Annotated in this window: 16 protein-coding genes; 4 read left to right on the top strand and 12 right to left on the bottom strand. The window is 45.0% G+C overall.

The features are described 5' to 3' along the window. The first annotated feature begins 30 nt into the window (after nucleotides 1-30). Nucleotides 31-1,323, top strand: coding sequence for an adenosylmethionine--8-amino-7-oxononanoate transaminase (gene bioA, locus L2W36_RS15365; RefSeq protein WP_236110501.1), 1,293 nt, complete (start codon nucleotides 31-33; stop codon nucleotides 1,321-1,323). 58 nt (nucleotides 1,324-1,381) lie between these two features. Here the strand turns inward: bioA and L2W36_RS15370 are convergent, their stop codons facing one another. The 6 genes from L2W36_RS15370 to lrp form a co-directional block, all read right to left on the bottom strand. Next, a complete protein-coding gene (locus L2W36_RS15370) occupies nucleotides 1,382-1,648 on the bottom strand; it encodes a DksA/TraR family C4-type zinc finger protein (protein ID WP_236110504.1) in 267 nt (88 codons plus the stop codon). Nucleotides 1,649-1,863: 215 nt separating this feature from the next. Further along, nucleotides 1,864-3,171, bottom strand: a complete 1,308-nt coding sequence (gene serS, locus L2W36_RS15375; protein WP_006074062.1) for a serine--tRNA ligase — start codon at nucleotides 3,169-3,171, stop codon at nucleotides 1,864-1,866. 103 nt (nucleotides 3,172-3,274) lie between these two features. Continuing rightward, entirely contained in the window at nucleotides 3,275-4,564 is a 1,290-nt protein-coding gene (locus L2W36_RS15380) for a replication-associated recombination protein A (RefSeq protein WP_216613685.1), read from the bottom strand. A gap of 68 nt (nucleotides 4,565-4,632) precedes the next feature. Then, nucleotides 4,633-5,250 (bottom strand): outer membrane lipoprotein chaperone LolA, encoded by a 618-nt coding sequence (gene lolA, locus L2W36_RS15385; RefSeq protein WP_006074059.1) that lies wholly within the window; start codon nucleotides 5,248-5,250, stop codon nucleotides 4,633-4,635. A gap of 29 nt (nucleotides 5,251-5,279) precedes the next feature. Continuing rightward, nucleotides 5,280-8,399 (bottom strand): DNA translocase FtsK 4TM domain-containing protein, encoded by a 3,120-nt coding sequence (locus L2W36_RS15390; protein ID WP_236110506.1) that lies wholly within the window; start codon nucleotides 8,397-8,399, stop codon nucleotides 5,280-5,282. Nucleotides 8,400-8,560: 161 nt separating this feature from the next. Beyond that, complete coding sequence (lrp, locus tag L2W36_RS15395; protein WP_004734558.1) at nucleotides 8,561-9,055, bottom strand: leucine-responsive transcriptional regulator Lrp; 495 nt, start codon at nucleotides 9,053-9,055, stop codon at nucleotides 8,561-8,563. Nucleotides 9,056-9,211: 156 nt separating this feature from the next. On the opposite strand from lrp, the gene ald reads away from it, so the two are divergent. Continuing rightward, nucleotides 9,212-10,336 (top strand): alanine dehydrogenase, encoded by a 1,125-nt coding sequence (gene ald, locus L2W36_RS15400; protein WP_006075567.1) that lies wholly within the window; start codon nucleotides 9,212-9,214, stop codon nucleotides 10,334-10,336. A gap of 68 nt (nucleotides 10,337-10,404) precedes the next feature. Here the strand turns inward: ald and L2W36_RS15405 are convergent, their stop codons facing one another. Together L2W36_RS15405 and cysB are read right to left on the bottom strand one after the other, a co-directional pair. Next, a complete protein-coding gene (locus L2W36_RS15405) occupies nucleotides 10,405-11,604 on the bottom strand; it encodes a methyltransferase (RefSeq protein WP_236110507.1) in 1,200 nt (399 codons plus the stop codon). Nucleotides 11,605-11,684: 80 nt separating this feature from the next. Further along, a complete protein-coding gene (gene cysB / locus L2W36_RS15410) occupies nucleotides 11,685-12,659 on the bottom strand; it encodes an HTH-type transcriptional regulator CysB (RefSeq protein WP_031496747.1) in 975 nt (324 codons plus the stop codon). 261 nt (nucleotides 12,660-12,920) lie between these two features. Here cysB and L2W36_RS15415 point away from each other — a divergent pair, with 261 nt between their 5' ends. Further along, nucleotides 12,921-13,682, top strand: a complete 762-nt coding sequence (locus L2W36_RS15415) for a hypothetical protein (protein ID WP_006075564.1) — start codon at nucleotides 12,921-12,923, stop codon at nucleotides 13,680-13,682. 63 nt (nucleotides 13,683-13,745) lie between these two features. Next, nucleotides 13,746-14,516, top strand: a complete 771-nt coding sequence (gene miaE / locus L2W36_RS15420) for a tRNA isopentenyl-2-thiomethyl-A-37 hydroxylase MiaE (RefSeq protein WP_236110508.1) — start codon at nucleotides 13,746-13,748, stop codon at nucleotides 14,514-14,516. Nucleotides 14,517-14,598: 82 nt separating this feature from the next. Here miaE and pyrF read toward each other — a convergent pair whose 3' ends face one another. The 4 genes from pyrF to ihfB all read right to left on the bottom strand — a co-directional run bounded on the left by pyrF (nucleotide 14,599) and on the right by ihfB (nucleotide 17,357). Beyond that, the gene (gene pyrF / locus L2W36_RS15425; RefSeq protein WP_006075561.1) at nucleotides 14,599-15,294 is read right to left on the bottom strand and encodes an orotidine-5'-phosphate decarboxylase; all 696 of its coding nucleotides are present in this window, start codon (nucleotides 15,292-15,294) and stop codon (nucleotides 14,599-14,601) included. A gap of 79 nt (nucleotides 15,295-15,373) precedes the next feature. Beyond that, entirely contained in the window at nucleotides 15,374-16,543 is a 1,170-nt protein-coding gene (gene lapB / locus L2W36_RS15430; RefSeq protein ID WP_006075560.1) for a lipopolysaccharide assembly protein LapB, read from the bottom strand. Nucleotides 16,544-16,575: 32 nt separating this feature from the next. Next, on the bottom strand, nucleotides 16,576-16,857 hold the full coding sequence (locus L2W36_RS15435) for a LapA family protein (protein WP_038230012.1): 282 nt from the start codon (nucleotides 16,855-16,857) through the stop codon (nucleotides 16,576-16,578). A 215-nt stretch (nucleotides 16,858-17,072) separates the two neighbouring features. After that, nucleotides 17,073-17,357 carry an integration host factor subunit beta gene (gene ihfB / locus L2W36_RS15440; protein WP_088876954.1) on the bottom strand — a complete coding sequence of 95 codons (285 nt, stop codon included), beginning with the start codon at nucleotides 17,355-17,357 and terminating at the stop codon, nucleotides 17,073-17,075. Nucleotides 17,358-17,491 lie beyond the last annotated feature (134 nt).

A 17,491-nucleotide genomic window follows, 5' to 3' on the forward strand; every position in this document is an offset into this window, starting at 1 on the left:
CTTGGTTAATTTTCAATCAGAGCTTATTTCATGGATTTAGAGTTTGATAAACAGCATATCTGGCACCCTTACACTTCTACCCTTAACCCTTTAACTTGTTACCCCGTCATCTCTGCTAATGACGTACTTCTTAAACTAGAAAATGGCCTTGAACTCGTAGATGGCATGTCTTCTTGGTGGTCTGCGATACATGGGTATAACCACCCAAAGCTCAATCAAGCGTTGATTCAACAAAGTGAAAAGATGGCTCACGTCATGTTTGGTGGCATTACTCACCAACCGGCAATCGACGTCAGCAAACGGTTGTTAGCACTGGCACCTGATAATCTGGAACACATTTTCTTAGCTGACTCTGGTTCGGTCTCTGTTGAAGTAAGTCTAAAGATGGCTCTGCAATATTGGCATGCAAAGGGAGAGAGCCGACCTAAGTTCCTGACGTTAAGTCACGGTTATCATGGTGACACCTTTGCGGCTATGTCGGTAACCGATCCCAACAACTCGATGCACAGTTTGTATAAAGGGTTTCTTCCGGAGCATATTTTTGCGAAATCGCCAACGATCGGTTTTGACGAAGAGTGGGAAGAGGCTGATATTGCCGACTTTAAAGCAAAGATTGACCTACACCACCGCGAGATCGCTGCAGTAATCCTTGAACCTATTGTCCAAGGCGCTGGTGGGATGCGAATTTACCACCCCAAATTTCTTTCCCGAGTGCGTGAGCTTTGCGACCAATACGGTATTTTGCTGATTTTGGATGAAATCGCTACGGGCTTTGGAAGAACAGGAAAACTGTTTGCTTGCGAGCACGCTAATGTCCAGCCAGACATTATGTGCGTTGGCAAAGCATTAACTGGCGGCTATATGACTTTGTCCGCTACACTCACGTCGAAGCATGTCGCTGATACTGTATGTGGCGGGGAAGCTGGCTGTTTTATGCACGGGCCTACTTTTATGGGGAACCCTTTAGCTTGCGCTGTTGCTTCAGCCAGCTTAGAACTCATTGCCGAGAACCACTGGCAGCAACAAGTCAGCAGTATCGAAGCACTGTTTGCTGAGCAGCTCCCTTCCTTAACTCGCCACCAACAAGTTGAGAACGTGCGTTGGCTTGGCGCAATTGGTGTGGTTGAAACCAAACACCCCGTAAATATGGAAGTGATTCAGAAGCATTTCGTCGAACAAGGGGTTTGGATTCGACCTTTCGGCAAGTTGATCTATATGATGCCACCTTACATAAGCCAGCCGGAACATATTGACGCCTTAGTTAAAGCGATTGATTTAGCGTTGGAAAATGAAGCTTGCTTCGTTGAATCAAGCGCAGGATAACGTGTACTGAAAAGCGGTTTGACGCTTGGTTTCAAACCGCTTTGTATATCGATGATAATTAACGTAGTTGGCTATCTTTACTCGCCCGACGATTAAACAACGCCTGACGTTGAGTTAAGTGCTCTAGCGATTGCTGACATTGAATACAAAATCTCACACCCTTTATCGCTATGCGTCTCGCTTCAGGAATTAACTCCCCACACTCATCACAATAAAGCGCACTTTCTCCGCGACTCGTCGCGCTTCTTACCCGTGAAATCTCATCGTCAATGGTATTTTGAATCTGTTGGCTGACACTATCGTCATTTGCCCACCTTACGGCCATATGCCCTCCTCAGTTAGGTCGAGAAATGAATACTTACCGTGGTAAGGCGGACATTATAACTATTGGGGTTAGGTTAATAATCAGTCGAAATTAGGAAAGACTATTACATTGTTGTAATAGTTAAATCAGACGTCGCATACCTACACAAGGGGAAAGTTGACTTCTAGATATAAAAAAGCCCAGCAATGCTGGGCTTAATAATTAGTAGGTTATCATTAACCGATATGTGTTGCGCCACTCATGTACTTTTGAAGTACAGCTGGAATCGCGATACGACCATCTGCTTCTTGGTTGTTCTCTAGAATAGCAACCATAGTACGGCCAACCGCTAGGCCAGAACCGTTTAGAGTGTGCACCAGCTCAGGCTTCTTTTCACCTTTACGGCGGAAGCGAGCTTGCATGCGACGAGCTTGGAAGTCCCACATGTTTGAGCAAGAAGAGATCTCACGATACGTCTCTTGCGCAGGAACCCAAACTTCAAGATCGTAAGTTTTACGAGCACCAAAGCCCATATCACCAGTACAAAGTACCACTTTACGGTATGGAAGTTCTAGCAACTGAAGTACTTTCTCAGCATGACCTGTTAGCTCTTCAAGCGCGTTCATTGAATCTTCTGGCTTCGTGATTTGTACCAATTCAACTTTATCGAACTGGTGCATACGAATAAGACCACGAGTGTCACGACCATAAGAACCCGCTTCAGAGCGGAAACAAGGCGTGTGCGCCGTCATCTTAAGTGGCAAGTCCGCCTCTTCAGAAATAGTGTCACGAACTAAGTTCGTCACTGGCACTTCTGCTGTTGGAATAAGAGACAGTTTACGTGGCTCTTCATCGCTCGCTTTTTCAGTTAGTGGCTCAGTGTGGAAAAGATCTTTACCAAACTTAGGTAACTGACCAGTACCAAACAGGCTGTCCGCATTCACTAGATAAGGAACATACATTTCTGTATAGCCGTGTTCTTCCGTGTGAAGATCCAGCATAAACTGAGCGATTGCACGGTGAAGGCGAGCGAATTGGCCTTTCATAACGATAAAGCGTGCACCAGTAATCTTCGTTGCGCTAGCAAAGTCTAGACCATCACCCATCTCACCAAGATCAACGTGATCCTTAACTTCAAAGTCGTAAGACTTAGGCTCACCCCAACGTGAGATTTCTACGTTGTCGTTTTCATCTTTACCTTGAGGAACGTCGTCCGCTGGCAAGTTAGGAACAGACAGTGTGATGTCTTCAAGTTGAGCCATTACCGCAGTGAGCTCTTCTTTCTTCGCTTCAAGATCGCTACCTAGTGTACCGATCTGCTTTTTGATCTCTTCAGCGCCTTCTTTGTCGCCTGCAGCCATTTTCTGGCCGATCTGCTTGGAAATGGAGTTACGCGTGGATTGTAAATTCTCAACTTCTACTTGAATGGACTTACGTTGTTCTTCAAGTTTACGGATAGTCTCTACGTCTAGCTTGAAGCCGCGACGTGCTAATTTTTCAGCTGTTTCATCCAGCTCTGTACGAAGTAATTTAGAATCCAGCATTGCCAATCCTATGCTTTTTAGTTGTGAATACCTCTACAACTGATTACTTTCCAACCAGTTGTAGATATTGATTTGTTAACCGGATAAAGATAACTAAAAGCCACTACTTTTCATAGCGCTTTTGTGGGCTTTTTGCGTCTAAATCCGCCAGATAATCTAACTTTTCGCCAATTTTGGTTTCGAGACCACGATTTGTTGGCTGATAATAGCGAGTTCCTTCCATTTCGGGCGGAAGATATCGTTCACCAGCCGCATACGCACCCGGCTCGTCGTGAGCGTACCGATACTCTGCTCCATACCCCATATCTTTCATCAGTGAAGTCGGTGCATTTCTAAGATGATGCGGGACTTCATATTCTGGTAGGTTATGGGCGTCAGTTAAAGCCTGCTTCCACGCGGTATACACGGCGTTACTTTTTGGAGCGCATGCCAAATAGACAATCGCTTGAGCGATGGCCCTCTCACCCTCTGCGGGTCCGACACGAGTGAAACAGTCCCATGCAGAAAGTGCAACTTGCATCGCTCTAGGATCAGCGTTGCCTACATCCTCTGACGCAATGGCTAATAGTCGGCGTGCGATATAGAGAGGGTCACAACCCGCCGCTATCATGCGCGCAGACCAATATAGCGCTGCATCTGGATTTGACCCCCTAATGGACTTATGTACCGCAGAAATCAAGTCGTACCAGATATCGCCTTTATTATCGAAGCGATTGACTTTCTCGCCTGCGACTTCCGCTAATAGAGCTAACGTAATGTCCTTCTCACCCTGTGCATTATCTTCGGCCATATCGTAGAGCAGCTCTAGGTAGTTCAGCGACATACGCGCATCGCCATTAACCAGCTCCGCTAAACGCTCCAGAACGTTGTCATGGAAATTTGCCGCGATAGTTCCCAAGCCTCGCTTTTCATCATCTCTTGCTTGCTCCAGTACCAATAAAATATCGGCTTTGTCCAAAGACGTCAGCTTGTAGACTCGAGCTCGAGACAATAGTGCATTGTTAAGCTCAAATGACGGGTTTTCGGTAGTCGCACCAATAAAGGTTACTGTGCCATCTTCAATATGAGGTAGAAACGCATCTTGCTGGCTTTTATTAAAACGATGGACCTCGTCCACAAACAGAATCGTTCGTTTACCAGCCAGCTTGTTCTCACGAGCTCTTTCGATAGCCGCACGGATATCTTTAACACCTGACGTCACTGCCGAGACTCTTTCTACCTCTGCATCCGCATAATTTGCAGCCACTTCAGCAAGCGTCGTTTTACCTGTACCTGGTGGGCCCCAGAGAATCATTGAGTGCAATTGACCCGCTTCAAGCGCACGTCGAAGCGGTTTTCCCACACCCAGAATGTGCTGCTGACCAATATATTGCTCAACATTTTCTGGGCGCATTCTAGCAGCAAGGGGACGAAAATCTTCGTCCCCTGAAAAGTCAAAACTGAAATTACTCACGCAATCTCCTAGTTCCTTTGGTCGTCCACTTCGACGCCATTAGGAATCACAAAGGTAAATCGATCGGCAGAAGGTTTGCCTACCTTAATGTTGTCAAACGCAAAGGTCCCTTTCTGACCATCTTGCTCAATAACATTAAAGCCATGCACAATACCTTTACTATCGATATTAATCTGGAACTGCCCTTGTGTTGAATCAACAGCAGTAGGAATCAGAGTAAATACATCGCCCTTTTGATTGACGTTGTAATTGTCCCAGTCACTGGCACGATTACGAGTCAATAATACAAACGGGGTTTGCTCGGTCGCTTGCTCTTGATTGTAAATACTGACTTGCTCAATGAATGGGCTGTAGTACCACAAGTTGTTGCCATCTGATACCAAGACATTTTCATCAGGCATGGTTGTCACCCAGCGGAACATGCTAGGACGTGATATTTCAACATTGCCCTCGCCTTCCATCACGACCTCACCTTCAGGGCTAGTGACTTTTTGAGTGAAGGTAGCACTAAATCCGTCGTTTAACTGTAGTCTGTCGCTTAGCTCCTGCTGAGGCGTCGCAGTTGCTAGAGCAGAAAAACCTAGCGTGGAAAAGCTCAAAGCGGCGAGCGTTAACCATTTCTTCATGTAGTCTCCTCAGAGCTTATCAATCATCATTAATCTTTAGGTGGCGGCGGTGCGAGTACCTCGCGATTACCATTATGGCCTGGCGCACTAACAATACCTTGCGCCTCAAGTTGCTCTACGATGCGAGCGGCACGGTTGTAGCCAATCTTAAATCGTCTTTGTACGCCTGATACCGAGCCTCGACGAGACTGAACAACGTGCTCGACTACTTGGTCGAACAGCGGATCCATCTCTTCATCACCTTCCATTTTTTCACCTGGAAGTAGAGTTTCTGGTGATTGTTCACCGCTGGTAATCTCTTCAATGTAGTTAGGTTTACCACGAGCTTTCCAGTTATTCACCACCGCATGCACATCATCATCTGATGCAAATGCGCCGTGAACACGCGTGGTATGACTTGAACCAGGAGGCAAATACAACATGTCACCCATACCTAATAGCGATTCCGCGCCACCTTGATCGAGAATGGTTCGTGAGTCTGTTTTTGTCGATACAGTAAAGGCCACACGTGTTGGGATGTTCGCCTTAATAAGACCAGTGATAACATCAACAGAAGGTCGCTGCGTCGCAAGAATAAGGTGTACACCTGCCGCACGTGCTTTTTGCGCCAAACGAGCAATCAATTCTTCAACCTTCTTGCCAACTACCATCATCAAGTCAGCAAATTCATCGACGATAACGACGATGTAAGGCAGTTTCTCGAGTAATGGCGGCTCAGGGTCCATACTGTCCCCAGCTTGCCACAGTGGATCATGAATTGGATGTCCAGCTTCAGCAGCCATCTTAAGTTTGTCATTAAAACCTTTAATGTTACGCACACCTAATGCCGACATTAACTTGTAGCGACGCTCCATTTCTCCTACACACCAACGTAGTGCATTGGAGGCGTCTTTCATATCCGTTACAACTTCAGATAACAGATGAGGGATACCCTCATAGACCGATAGCTCAAGCATTTTCGGATCGATCATAATAAAGCGAACGTCTTCTGGTGTCGCTTTATATAGCATACTCAGAATCATAACATTCACACCAACCGACTTACCCGAACCGGTTGTACCTGCCACCAGCACGTGAGGCATCTTCGATAAGTCTGCAACGACGGCATCACCTGCGATATCTTGACCAAGCACGACTGTGGTAGGAGATTTCGCTTCAATGAACGCTTGACTGCCCACTACGTCAGAGAAGAAGACAGTTTGACGAGACATGTTCGGCAGCTCTAGTCCAACATATGGTTTACCAGGGATAACCTCAACCACACGAACTGCCATTGCTGACAGTGAACGCGCTAAGTCCATCGACAGACCTGAAATACGACTCACTTTAACGCCCGGAGCAAGATCAAGCTCAAAACGGGTGATCACTGGACCAGGGAAGATATCCACCACTTCAGCTTTTATCTTGTAGTCAGCCAATTTCGATTCAACCAAACGAGCGATGTTTTCTAATGCCTCGCGGTCGATGAAATTCTCACGCTTCTCTGGATGGTAAAGAAGTTCCAAGGTCGGCATTGGCTCTACTGGCTTAGGAAGATTCTGCTCTTGCTGTACTAAGAACGGATTCATCTTAGCCACTTGTGCTTTTTGAGCGTCTGCGACTAAGTTCTGGAACGCAGCGGAATCTGGGTCAACGACTTCAGGTTCAGGCTCATTACTTTCTTGAGGCACTGAAGCGTGCGACGTTTCCTCTTGCTCGAGCGCATCAATATCGAATGTAGGCTCTACATGGGTACGAGACGGTTCAACTTCAAGTTCCTCAAAATTCCCCAACTCGCTACTTGCTTTAGGCACCGGCTCTGATGGAGTAATGTTAGTCGCCTCATCAACAAGATTTGTGTCCACCGATATAGCTTGCGTTGTCGGCTCACTCTCTTCCCATGGCATGGTATCGATATTGACACTCTCAGTCGCAGTTTCAGCCTGAGCGGAGGTAGACGATAGCGCTGCTGCTCCAATGGCCGTAGAGGTTAGTGGTATAGAGGCATCCAATTCCGGCTCATCATTATCTTGTGCAGCAAAGTCATCACTAGAGCGCGCCGCCATCTCGAGTTCTTCGATGGTAGCGCCCAATTGACGAGTTCGTTCAACCTGAGGTTCGTTGCTGGTCTCAGAATGAACCGATGGCTGCTCTTGTACTGGGGCGTCAAATACAGGCGTGACCGGCTCAATAGTCGGTGCTGCATGATGATATTCTGGCTCTGGTTCAACTTCAGACTCAGGGATTGTCATCGTCGGCTCAACACGCTGTGTATCCGTGTCTAGCTGTTGCCAATCCGAAGAGAACAGTGGGTCGAACTCTTCTTCTTTGTTTGATGCAGGTTGAGCCGCGACAGTGTTAACTGGTTCTGGTACATGGATGTTGTATTGTTTCTTCGCAACCGGCGCCGTATCTACATTATCGGTTTCAGACTCATTCGCTTTTGCTGAGAAGTGTGGCATATCGTCAGCCGGTTCTTCTCGCTCAGGCTGCGATAAAACAGGCTCATACACTTCTTCCTTGGTACCACGAGCTTTATTGACGACGTTGGAAGACATAGACAGCACAGAATCGCCAATCCATTCGACAATACTCAGCCATGAGACACCGGTTAGCAGCGTAAACCCAGCACCCCATAGAAATAATAGAACAATGGTTGTGCCAAGTACGTTAAGCGTAGGTAGAGAGAGGCTCGTCAGAACATCACCAATTACGCCGCCCGATGAAAAATACCAGATATCATCGAAGTTGATATCTGCAAGACCGCAACTGGTTAAGATGAGTATCACCAGACCGAGGATACGCGTTCCCCAGATCATCAAGTCAATTTCATCGTCTTCATCGCGATTGCGGAAAAAGACCCAGGCACTAAAAGCCACAATGAATGGTATTGGGTATGCCAAAGAACCAAAGACAAAAAATAAGGTATCCGCCAACCACGCTCCGACAATCCCCCCTGCATTTTGAATGTCTCCTCCCCATGAGGTCTGTGACCATGAAGGATCGGCAGGGTTAAAGGTGAATAGCGCTACAGCGAGTAGAATGGACGTAAGCACAGCCAAGATAAAGCAACACTCTCTCAGCCGTTGAAATCCATTTAGGCGAAGCGCCTCTTGCTCTTCGCTCGTCTTGATAATCGTTTCGACTCTTTTTTTGTCCTGTTTGAACATAACCAACATCTAATTATTGAAAACAGCCCGAGCGGCAAAAGCCGCTCGGTGTATTCATTGATTTAACCACATCAAGGATTAAAACCCAATTTAGGTAGAGAATAAAGCATGGATTTTCATTACTTTAGTCAGCTTCCTGTAAGACTTACTGTAACTACAGTTTAGCGGGTTTTAATCACAAGTTGGTTGGTTTGCTTCACTTCTTCCATTACAACGTAGGTACGAGTGTCATTAACGCCCGGTAGACGAAGTAAGGTATCCCCAAGAAGCTTACGATAAGCACCCATATCCGACACCCTTGTTTTCAAAAGATAGTCGAAATCACCAGAAACTAGGTGACACTCTTGAATGTCATCCAGCTTTTGTACCGCAGTATTGAACTGCTCGAACACATCCGGTGCACCACGGTTCAATGTAATCTCAACGAAAACAAGTAGTGACGCATCTAAATATTGAGGGTTAAGAAGAGCAGTATAGCCCGTAATATATCCCTGTCTCTCAAGTCGACGTACGCGCTCTAAACATGGAGTAGGAGAAAGCCCCACTCGTTTAGAGAGTTCGACGTTTGAGATTCGACCATCTTTCTGCAACTCATTTAGAATGTTGCGGTCAATTCGGTCTAGTTCCTTGGACGGCTTCTTATAGTTGTCTGCCATTTTTTATTCCACCTTGTTACTTCCTTGCAAAAAAATATACTACAACTCTGTAATATTCAGTATCAAATTTTGTTTATTAGCTTCTATACTAGTACGTAATTCGACAATAACACCCTACAAACAGTTAATACAACCACAATATAATGAGGAGTCAGGATGATAATTGGCGTACCTAAGGAAATTAAAAACCACGAATACCGTGTTGGTATGGTTCCAGCAAGCGTTCGAGAACTAATCTCAAACGGCCACGATGTTTACGTTGAAACTAACGCTGGCGTTGGTATCGGTTTTTCAGACGATGATTACATCGCTGTAGGCGCATCCATTCTTCCTACCGCTGCTGACGTTTTCGCGAAAGCAGAGATGATTGTAAAGGTCAAAGAACCTCAAGCTGTCGAGCGTGCTATGTTACGCGAAGGACAAATATTATTCACTTATCTTCACCTAGCACCAGATTTTCCACAAACTGAAGAGCTAATCAAGAGCAAAGCTGTCTGCATTGCTTATGAGACTGTAACAGATAATATGGGTCGCTTGCCACTATTAGCACCAATGTCTGAAGTCGCTGGGCGAATGTCTATACAGGCTGGTGCACAAACACTCGAAAAGTCCAATGGTGGACGTGGTCTACTCCTAGGTGGCGTACCTGGTGTAGAACCAGCGAAGGTCGTCGTCGTTGGCGGTGGCGTAGTGGGTTCTAACGCTGCTCGCATGGCTGTTGGTATGCGTGCAGACGTCACAATCCTCGACCGCAATATTGATACATTACGCGTTTTGGACGAAGAATTCCAGGGTCGCGCAAAAGTCGTTTATTCTACTGAAGATGCTTTAGAGAAGCATGTTCTAGAAGCTGATCTTGTCATTGGCGCTGTTTTAGTACCTGGTGCTGCTGCACCTAAGCTAGTCACCAAAGAACATATCGCTAAGATGAAGCCTGGTGCGGCAGTCGTTGACGTTGCTATCGACCAAGGTGGTTGTTTCGAGACATCGCACGCAACCACTCATGCGGACCCAACTTACATTGTTGATGATGTGGTTCACTACTGTGTCGCAAACATGCCTGGCGCAGTTGCACGCACATCAACCTTCGCACTGAATAACGCAACTCTGCCTTACATCATCAAATTGGCGAACAAAGGCTATCAACAAGCGCTGACTGAAGACAAAGGCTTCCTAGATGGCTTGAACGTTATTCACGGTAAAGTGACTTGTAAAGAAGTAGCAGAGAGCTTCGATCTAGAATACGTAGAACCAGCAACTGCTATTGCGATGTTTAACTAATCGCAAATCTACTTTGAACGTTATGTTCTAAACCTCTAAAAGTTAAAAACGGGCGTCATGCCCGTTTTTTAATGCGCTCTCTTCGCGTGAATCAGAATATTTCTTGGCGTCACACTGGACTCACAAAATGTACTGAGCCCCACATTATACCCCTGCTCTTGTAAATATATGGCTTTGTCCAAAGCTAGCCACACTTCCAATGGTCGCCTGAAAACGCCTTGTACTACGCTTAATGCTTCCATTTGCCAATATCGTCGGTGGCCCATTTGTTCAAAATGGCCAAAATCAACATCAGGTAGGTCGAGTTGCTTATTACGAGCCGCCCATTCGCACAATGCTTTAAAACCACTCGATAGCTGCGATTTTTTTATGCTCGGTATAGGTAAGTAGCCTTCACTTAACTTATGACTCTGGCATAAAGCATCAAAGCCTAAACGAAACACCATCTCTTGTTCACGATGACGACGAACACGCTCTCCTCCTGTCACAGTTTCTTGAAGTGGGATTCGCAACTCATGTTTACTTAGTGACAGTTGTGCGGCCTTCCCCTCTTTGGACAATGGCGAGTAATTCTCTCCTTGGATAAGGTGATAACAACACGGTGATATAGTCAGTGCGGATAAATGATGCTCTACGGCGTGTTTAATAAGAGTAACATGTAGATCGCCACATGCATGAAGCGCAACAGCATGTTGAGTTGGCTTAAAGACCAATTTAGATTGCGGAGAAAAAGCATCGCCTTGAACAAACCGCATGGGTAACGCGCGTTTATCGGCTTCTTCCTGCCCAGCTTTGCAAAGTGCTGATTGAAACTCAAAGCTTGTAACGGACTGCTTCGACTCCGAAGCCAATAACCGCCCTAAAAATCCTTTCCCTGAGCACCACTCTAGCCATTCATTGCCAGCATGGTCATTCAAACACGCCGTTGTCATCTGTTTTATTTGTTCTAGTTTACGGCCAGGAATCCCGGCATCGAGACCTCTTGGCAACACAAACTCCTCCGCCGAATGCATTGAGCGAAGTTCAATTGCGATATGAGCAGTTCGAACATCGGAAATATGCGGTTCTAACGCTTCAATGGCGCACTCAGTCGATGATTTGAGTTTCAGTATCTCTTGCGGGGACAGTGTTTGGAGCCATTCAAACAATTGAGGCGCTGACTCTCGCCATAATACTTGTTCAGAGATCACTTGATGAAAAGGATCATGACGCCAATAGTTTTGATGACGAAGAAGAAATGAAGTGATGTCTGCAAACGACTGATGCATTTGCGTCCCCCTATTCCCGGTGCAATGCGTTAATCGCACCGATTGTAGGAGGAAGTCTTCAACAACGAAAGGAGTTTATGCTATCGAACGGGTAAGTCGATATCTTTAAACATCTCTTCAATCTCCACATTGGACTTAAGAGAGATGGCTTGTTCAACAACTGGGCGAGTCAAATGAGGAGCAAAACGCTCCATGAAATCATACATATACGAACGCAGGAACGTGCCTTTTCTAAAGCCAATACTGGTAGTACTAGCACCAAATATATGGCTTGCATCAATGGCGACAAGATCGGTGTCTTGCGATTCATCCATGGCCATACTAGCAATAACACCTACACCAATCCCCATTCTTACATACGTTTTAATGACATCAGCATCAGTTGCAGTAAAGACTACTTTAGGCGTCAATCCAACCTTGTTAAAAGCAGTATCAAGCTCTGAACGACCCGTAAAGCCAAATACATATGTTACCAATGAATACGCAGCTAAATCTTCAATGGTGATCTGTTGTTTCAGTGCCAAAGGATGGTCTTTTGGTACCACGATAGAGCGATTCCAGTGGTAGCAAGGCAACATGATGGCGTCCTGATAAAGATGCAATGCTTCTGTCGCGATAGCAAAGTTAGCGGTGCCTTTGGCAATCGCCTCTGACATTTGTGACGGTGTACCTTGGTGCATGTGCAGAGACACTTTAGGATAACGAGCCGTAAATCCTTTAATGACTTCAGGAAGCGCATAACGAGCTTGCGTATGGGTAGTCGAGATATTAAGCGTTCCCATTTCAGGGTGAGTATGCTCACCGGCAACCGCTTTAATACTCTCAACTCGAGAAAGGATTTCTTGAGAGATACGAATGATGTCTTCACCAGCCGTAGTGACTTGCGTAAGATGTTTGCCGCTGCGCTCAAAAATCTGAATACCCAACTCGTCTTCTAGTAAGCGAACCTGCTTACTAATACCCGGTTGAGAGGTATAAAGACTCTCTGCCGTGGCAGACACATTCAGGTTATGGTTCACTACTTCGACAATGTATTTTAACTGCTGTAACTTCATCGGTTTCTCATCATCCCTGTTGATATTGCATTGAGCCCATCACAACTCAAAACAAGCATATAATTATTAGTTATAACGAATTACTAGAAAGATTAACAGTTTTTTTGACTACAAAATGCTCATTTGCATTTTTGCTGGATGAAAAGCTATCGAATTCCTTGCTTTATGACCGAATCGACAACTTAGCAGTGTTGATGCTTTTGTCTTTGGTGTATCCTGTTTATCGAATTGTAGGGAAACTCATTGTAGATACAAAACGTTATGAATATTGGTTTAATCATCGCACTGGTTGCACTGTTGCTTGTCCTGATCCTTGGGTACAACATCATGCTGCAGTACAAATTAAAGGCGGAAGCGACACGACGTCAAGAATCCGCTCGCTACGTAGCCTTAATTGATGCTACTGAAGAACTGATAAGCGGTGCTAGTTACCTCCCTTACAGCAAAGAATTGATGCTTTGCCTTCATAATCGCATTCTCGATGCTCTAATGAACATGTATGAGCTCGATCCTAAGAATAAACACCTTGCCCAAAGAGTTGAGTCTGCCAAAGGTCAAGTTCAGCAGATTCAAGACAGTTATGAAGGTAACGACGCTACATCGTTTAAAGTGCCAACGAGCGATAAGCAAGCCATTATCATGCTTAAACTGGTTAAGCGCCTACGAGACACTGTTCGCACTGAACACAATAAAGGCCGGATGGATACCCAGTCGTATATGGTTGAGAATGCTCGACTCGAAACCATTCAGATTCGAATCAATATCGAAAATGTGGTTAAACGCGCTCACGAATCTATCGCAAAAGGTCAACCAGGTACCGCCGCTCAACTGCTTAAAAAAGGCATTGATGCGCTAAGCACAAAAAATGACAACTACTCGATGCAAGCCAAAGAGAAGCTGTCTGAAATGCTAGAGCAACTTCAAAATAGCCGACAAGCTAAAGCCGAAGAAAAACAACAACAAACCAACAGGGAACGTGATGACGACATCAACGCACTGTTTGGTGAAAAGAAAAAATGGTAATCTTTACCGGTTCAAAAAAGGTCGCTTTGGCGGCCTTTTTCAATTAGCTCAACGAAAAATATTATGATTACTTCATCTCAAATAGACGCGATTCTTTCTCCGATTAATCAGTTTCTACAATGTTCAACGCCTAACGAGTGGGTTGAAGAAGCAAAAAAGCCCGACAACCTACCTACCATACTTATCGATCACTTACTGTGTGAGTTGAAAGCTGGTCAGTCAGCAATGTTCCTGATTCGCAAATACGCGGTAGATAAACAAAGCGCCGCTGTGTTGTTTGATTGGTTTAAGCCTTATGAAGAGTTTGCATATCGCCGTATTGGTAATATGGAAACACTGCGTGGTAAGAGCAATATTTCTAAGTCCATTATCGCCAAGTCCGACTCACCTTATAGCCAAGACTTAATTGATAAAATGGTGCTACTGATTAAGGAAGAGCTGCATCACTTTTATCAGGTATTAGAAATCATGGAACAGCGTGGTATCGCTTATGAACCAATACCCGCAAGCAGATATGCGAAAGGATTACTGTCAAAAATGGCAACTTATGAGCCTAATACCCTAGTAGATAAGCTCATTATTGGTGCCTATATCGAAGCTCGATCGTGCGAACGTTTTGCTAAGTTGGCACCTCACATGGATGACGATATCGCAAAATTCTACATATCACTATTGCGTTCGGAAGCACGCCACTACCAAGACTATTTAACGTTGGCAGAGCAGGTAGCCGGCGAGGATATCAGTAAACGAGTAGCTTACTTTGGTAAGATCGAGGCGGAGCTAATTTCATCTCCGGATAATGACTTTAAGTTCCATAGCGGAATACCAGCTTAAGTCTATTTAGCAAGCAACATAAAAAAGAGCCAACATCTTATCGATATTGGCTCTTTTCTTTTTAATGGCTTAGCAATTTGGTTTAACGCAAAGACGCATTTATGTCTGCTAGAACCTGAGCTGGGTTTTCTGCTTGAGTAATTGGGCGACCAATCACAAGATAATCAGAGCCCGCCTGAATCGCCATATCTGGTGTCATGATACGTTTTTGGTCACCAACTGCAGCACCTGCTGGACGAATACCTGGAGTAACGAGTTTAAACTCTTTGCCAAGTTGTGCTTTTAGCATGCTAGACTCTTGAGCAGAACAAACCACCCCATCCAAACCAGCATCTTTGGTTAAGTTAGCCAAACGAAGAACGTGCTCCTGAGGCTCAACATTAATACCGATACCCGCGAGATCTGACTGCTCCATACTCGTCAGTACAGTCACACCAATAAGCAGCGGTCGGTCTTTACCATAAGGTTCTAGAATCTCACGAGATGCCGCCATCATACGCTCACCACCGCCAGCATGGACGTTCACCATCCAAACGCCCAACTCTGCTGCAGCTCGTACTGCTTTCGAGCAAGTATTAGGAATGTCATGAAACTTAAGATCTAGAAATACAGAGAAGCCTCGTTTATGAAGCTCTCGAACGAACTCAGGACCAAATAGTGTGAACATCTCTTTGCCCACTTTTAGTCGGCAAGAGCTTGGGTCAATTCTATCGACAAAAGCTAATGCATCGGCTTGGTTATCATAGTCCAGTGCAACAATCACTTTTTGGTCAATCATTTTCGCTCCTCGTTGAAAGTTGAGTTTTACTCAAAAAAAGCAGCACATAAGTGCTGCATTAAAAATTCTGTGTCGGAGGCTACTCGCCATCCAGTCCTCGTATAGGCTTGATCGTACCCCATCCTTTACATGAAGGACAATGCCAATATAACGAATGCGTTGAAAAGCCACATTTACGGCATCGATAGTGCGGCTTAGTTTTTAGTTGCTCACCCACCAGTGATTGCAAAGTCGTTAAGCTCTCCTTCGCTCGGCCCTCTTCCGCATTCGCAAGATGATAGTCCATCAGGCGGTAGAAACCTTTCATGGTTGGGCTACGAACCAGCTGCCGAGTAAGCAACGCCTGTGCGGCCTCCGTTCCTTCGTGGTTTGCAACTAGCTGCGCTAACATCAACTCAGCAGAAACACCGGCACCTTTTTCAATACTGGCTCTCAGAAATTCAACCAAACCCTGTTCTTGCCCTAAGTGGTGATAACACTCAGCCAAGGTAGGGAGAACTTCACTGATAAAGTCTTTATCTTGTTCTAGCACTGACTCAAGGTAAGACACGGTTTTAGCGTAATCTTCATCTTCCAGATAAAGTTTACCTAATGAAATGCTGGCACGAGCACACCTAGGGTCAACGGCAAGGGCCTTTTTAAAGTTTTGGATCGCCTTATTAGTATTACCATCGGCTTTTTCGATCATAGCCAACTCACACCAAAAATGAGCGATGCTGTTCTTCACTCGCTTCTTGCCCATCTTTTGTAATGCTGTGGCGTACTCAATCGCTTTATGCCACTCACTGGTTTGCTGATAGATTGCCAGTAATTGCGTTAGAGCAGCTTCACGATGTTCAGGTTCATCAACCAATTGAACGAAGATCTTTTCTGCACGATCAAGAAAACCTGACACCATATAGTCTTTGGCAAGCTGTTGTAGAGCGAGGTTTTTCTGATCGATGGTTAACCCAGAACGGGAGATAAGGTTTTGGTGAATTCGAATGGCTCGGTCTACTTCGCCGCGTGAACGAAATAAGTTACCTAAAGCTAGGTGAGTATCAATAGTCTCATTATCGACTTGTAGCAGTTCGATAAAGTGATCAACCGCTTTATCCGATTGATCAGATAGCAATAGGTTAAGGCCCGTCATATATTGACGAGATATTTGATGCGATTGCTCCTGTCGATCATGCTTCACGCTGCGCTGACCCATGTACCAACCATAGGCTGCAGCTATCGGAAGAAGCAGGAATAATAGCTCAAGCATTTAGTAAATAGACCCTAACCCTTTGTGTTTGATTAGCTATTTGAGCTAACCACTTCTTTAGATTCTGATGGTTTTTGTTTCGCTAACTGTTTCTTTAACTTGCGTACCGTCAATTGAGACTTGAGGTGTAAGCTGCCAAAAATAACCCAAGAGATAACAAAACCTACGACAAACACACTACCCAGCAAGGTCGATAGATGGAAATCACCTTGGGCCAGCAAATAGTTAAAAGTCACCACTTCTTGGTTCTGTGAGCCAAGAGCTAAGGTCACTAAAAAAAGTACTATCAGTAAAACTATTTTTATAATCTTCATGCGTTTTTACCACAGTTATTGGATAGCTACGATTATGCAGGAAATTGGATTCACACACCATGCCCTCTAACAATAATCTTGTTAATCGTGGCTAAAATTAGAGTATATAGACTATTCTGTATGCACCTTTGGTGATAATTAAACGACTATGCGCACTCGACCACAAAACAAAACGGCACACTAATAAGTATGCCGTTTTATCGATTAACGAGTATTTATAGACTGTCGTTCACGCGCTCACGTAACTCTTTACCTGGTTTGAAGTGTGGTACGTATTTACCATCAAGTTCCACTTTATCACCAGTTTTAGGGTTGCGACCTACACGAGGTTCACGGTAGTGAAGAGAAAAGCTACCAAAACCGCGGATTTCAATACGGTCACCGCTCTCTAACGTATTGGCCATATGTTCTAGAATATCTTTTACCGCATCTTCAATTTCCTTTGCGGACAAATGAGTTTGCTCCGCGCAGAGTCTTTCTATCAGTTCAGACTTAGTCATAGGTAGGTACCCTCGTTACTCTTTATCTTTAGTATCTTTATATTCAGTGAATAGTGGTCTATTTGTCATTTTACAACAACAGTGCACTAACTGCCTGTATAAATTGATAATAGTCTATATTTTGAAAAGATAAA

The sequence above is a fragment of the Vibrio sp. McD22-P3 genome (assembly GCF_021568915.1).
Taxonomy (GTDB): Bacteria; Pseudomonadota; Gammaproteobacteria; order Enterobacterales; family Vibrionaceae; genus Vibrio; species Vibrio mediterranei.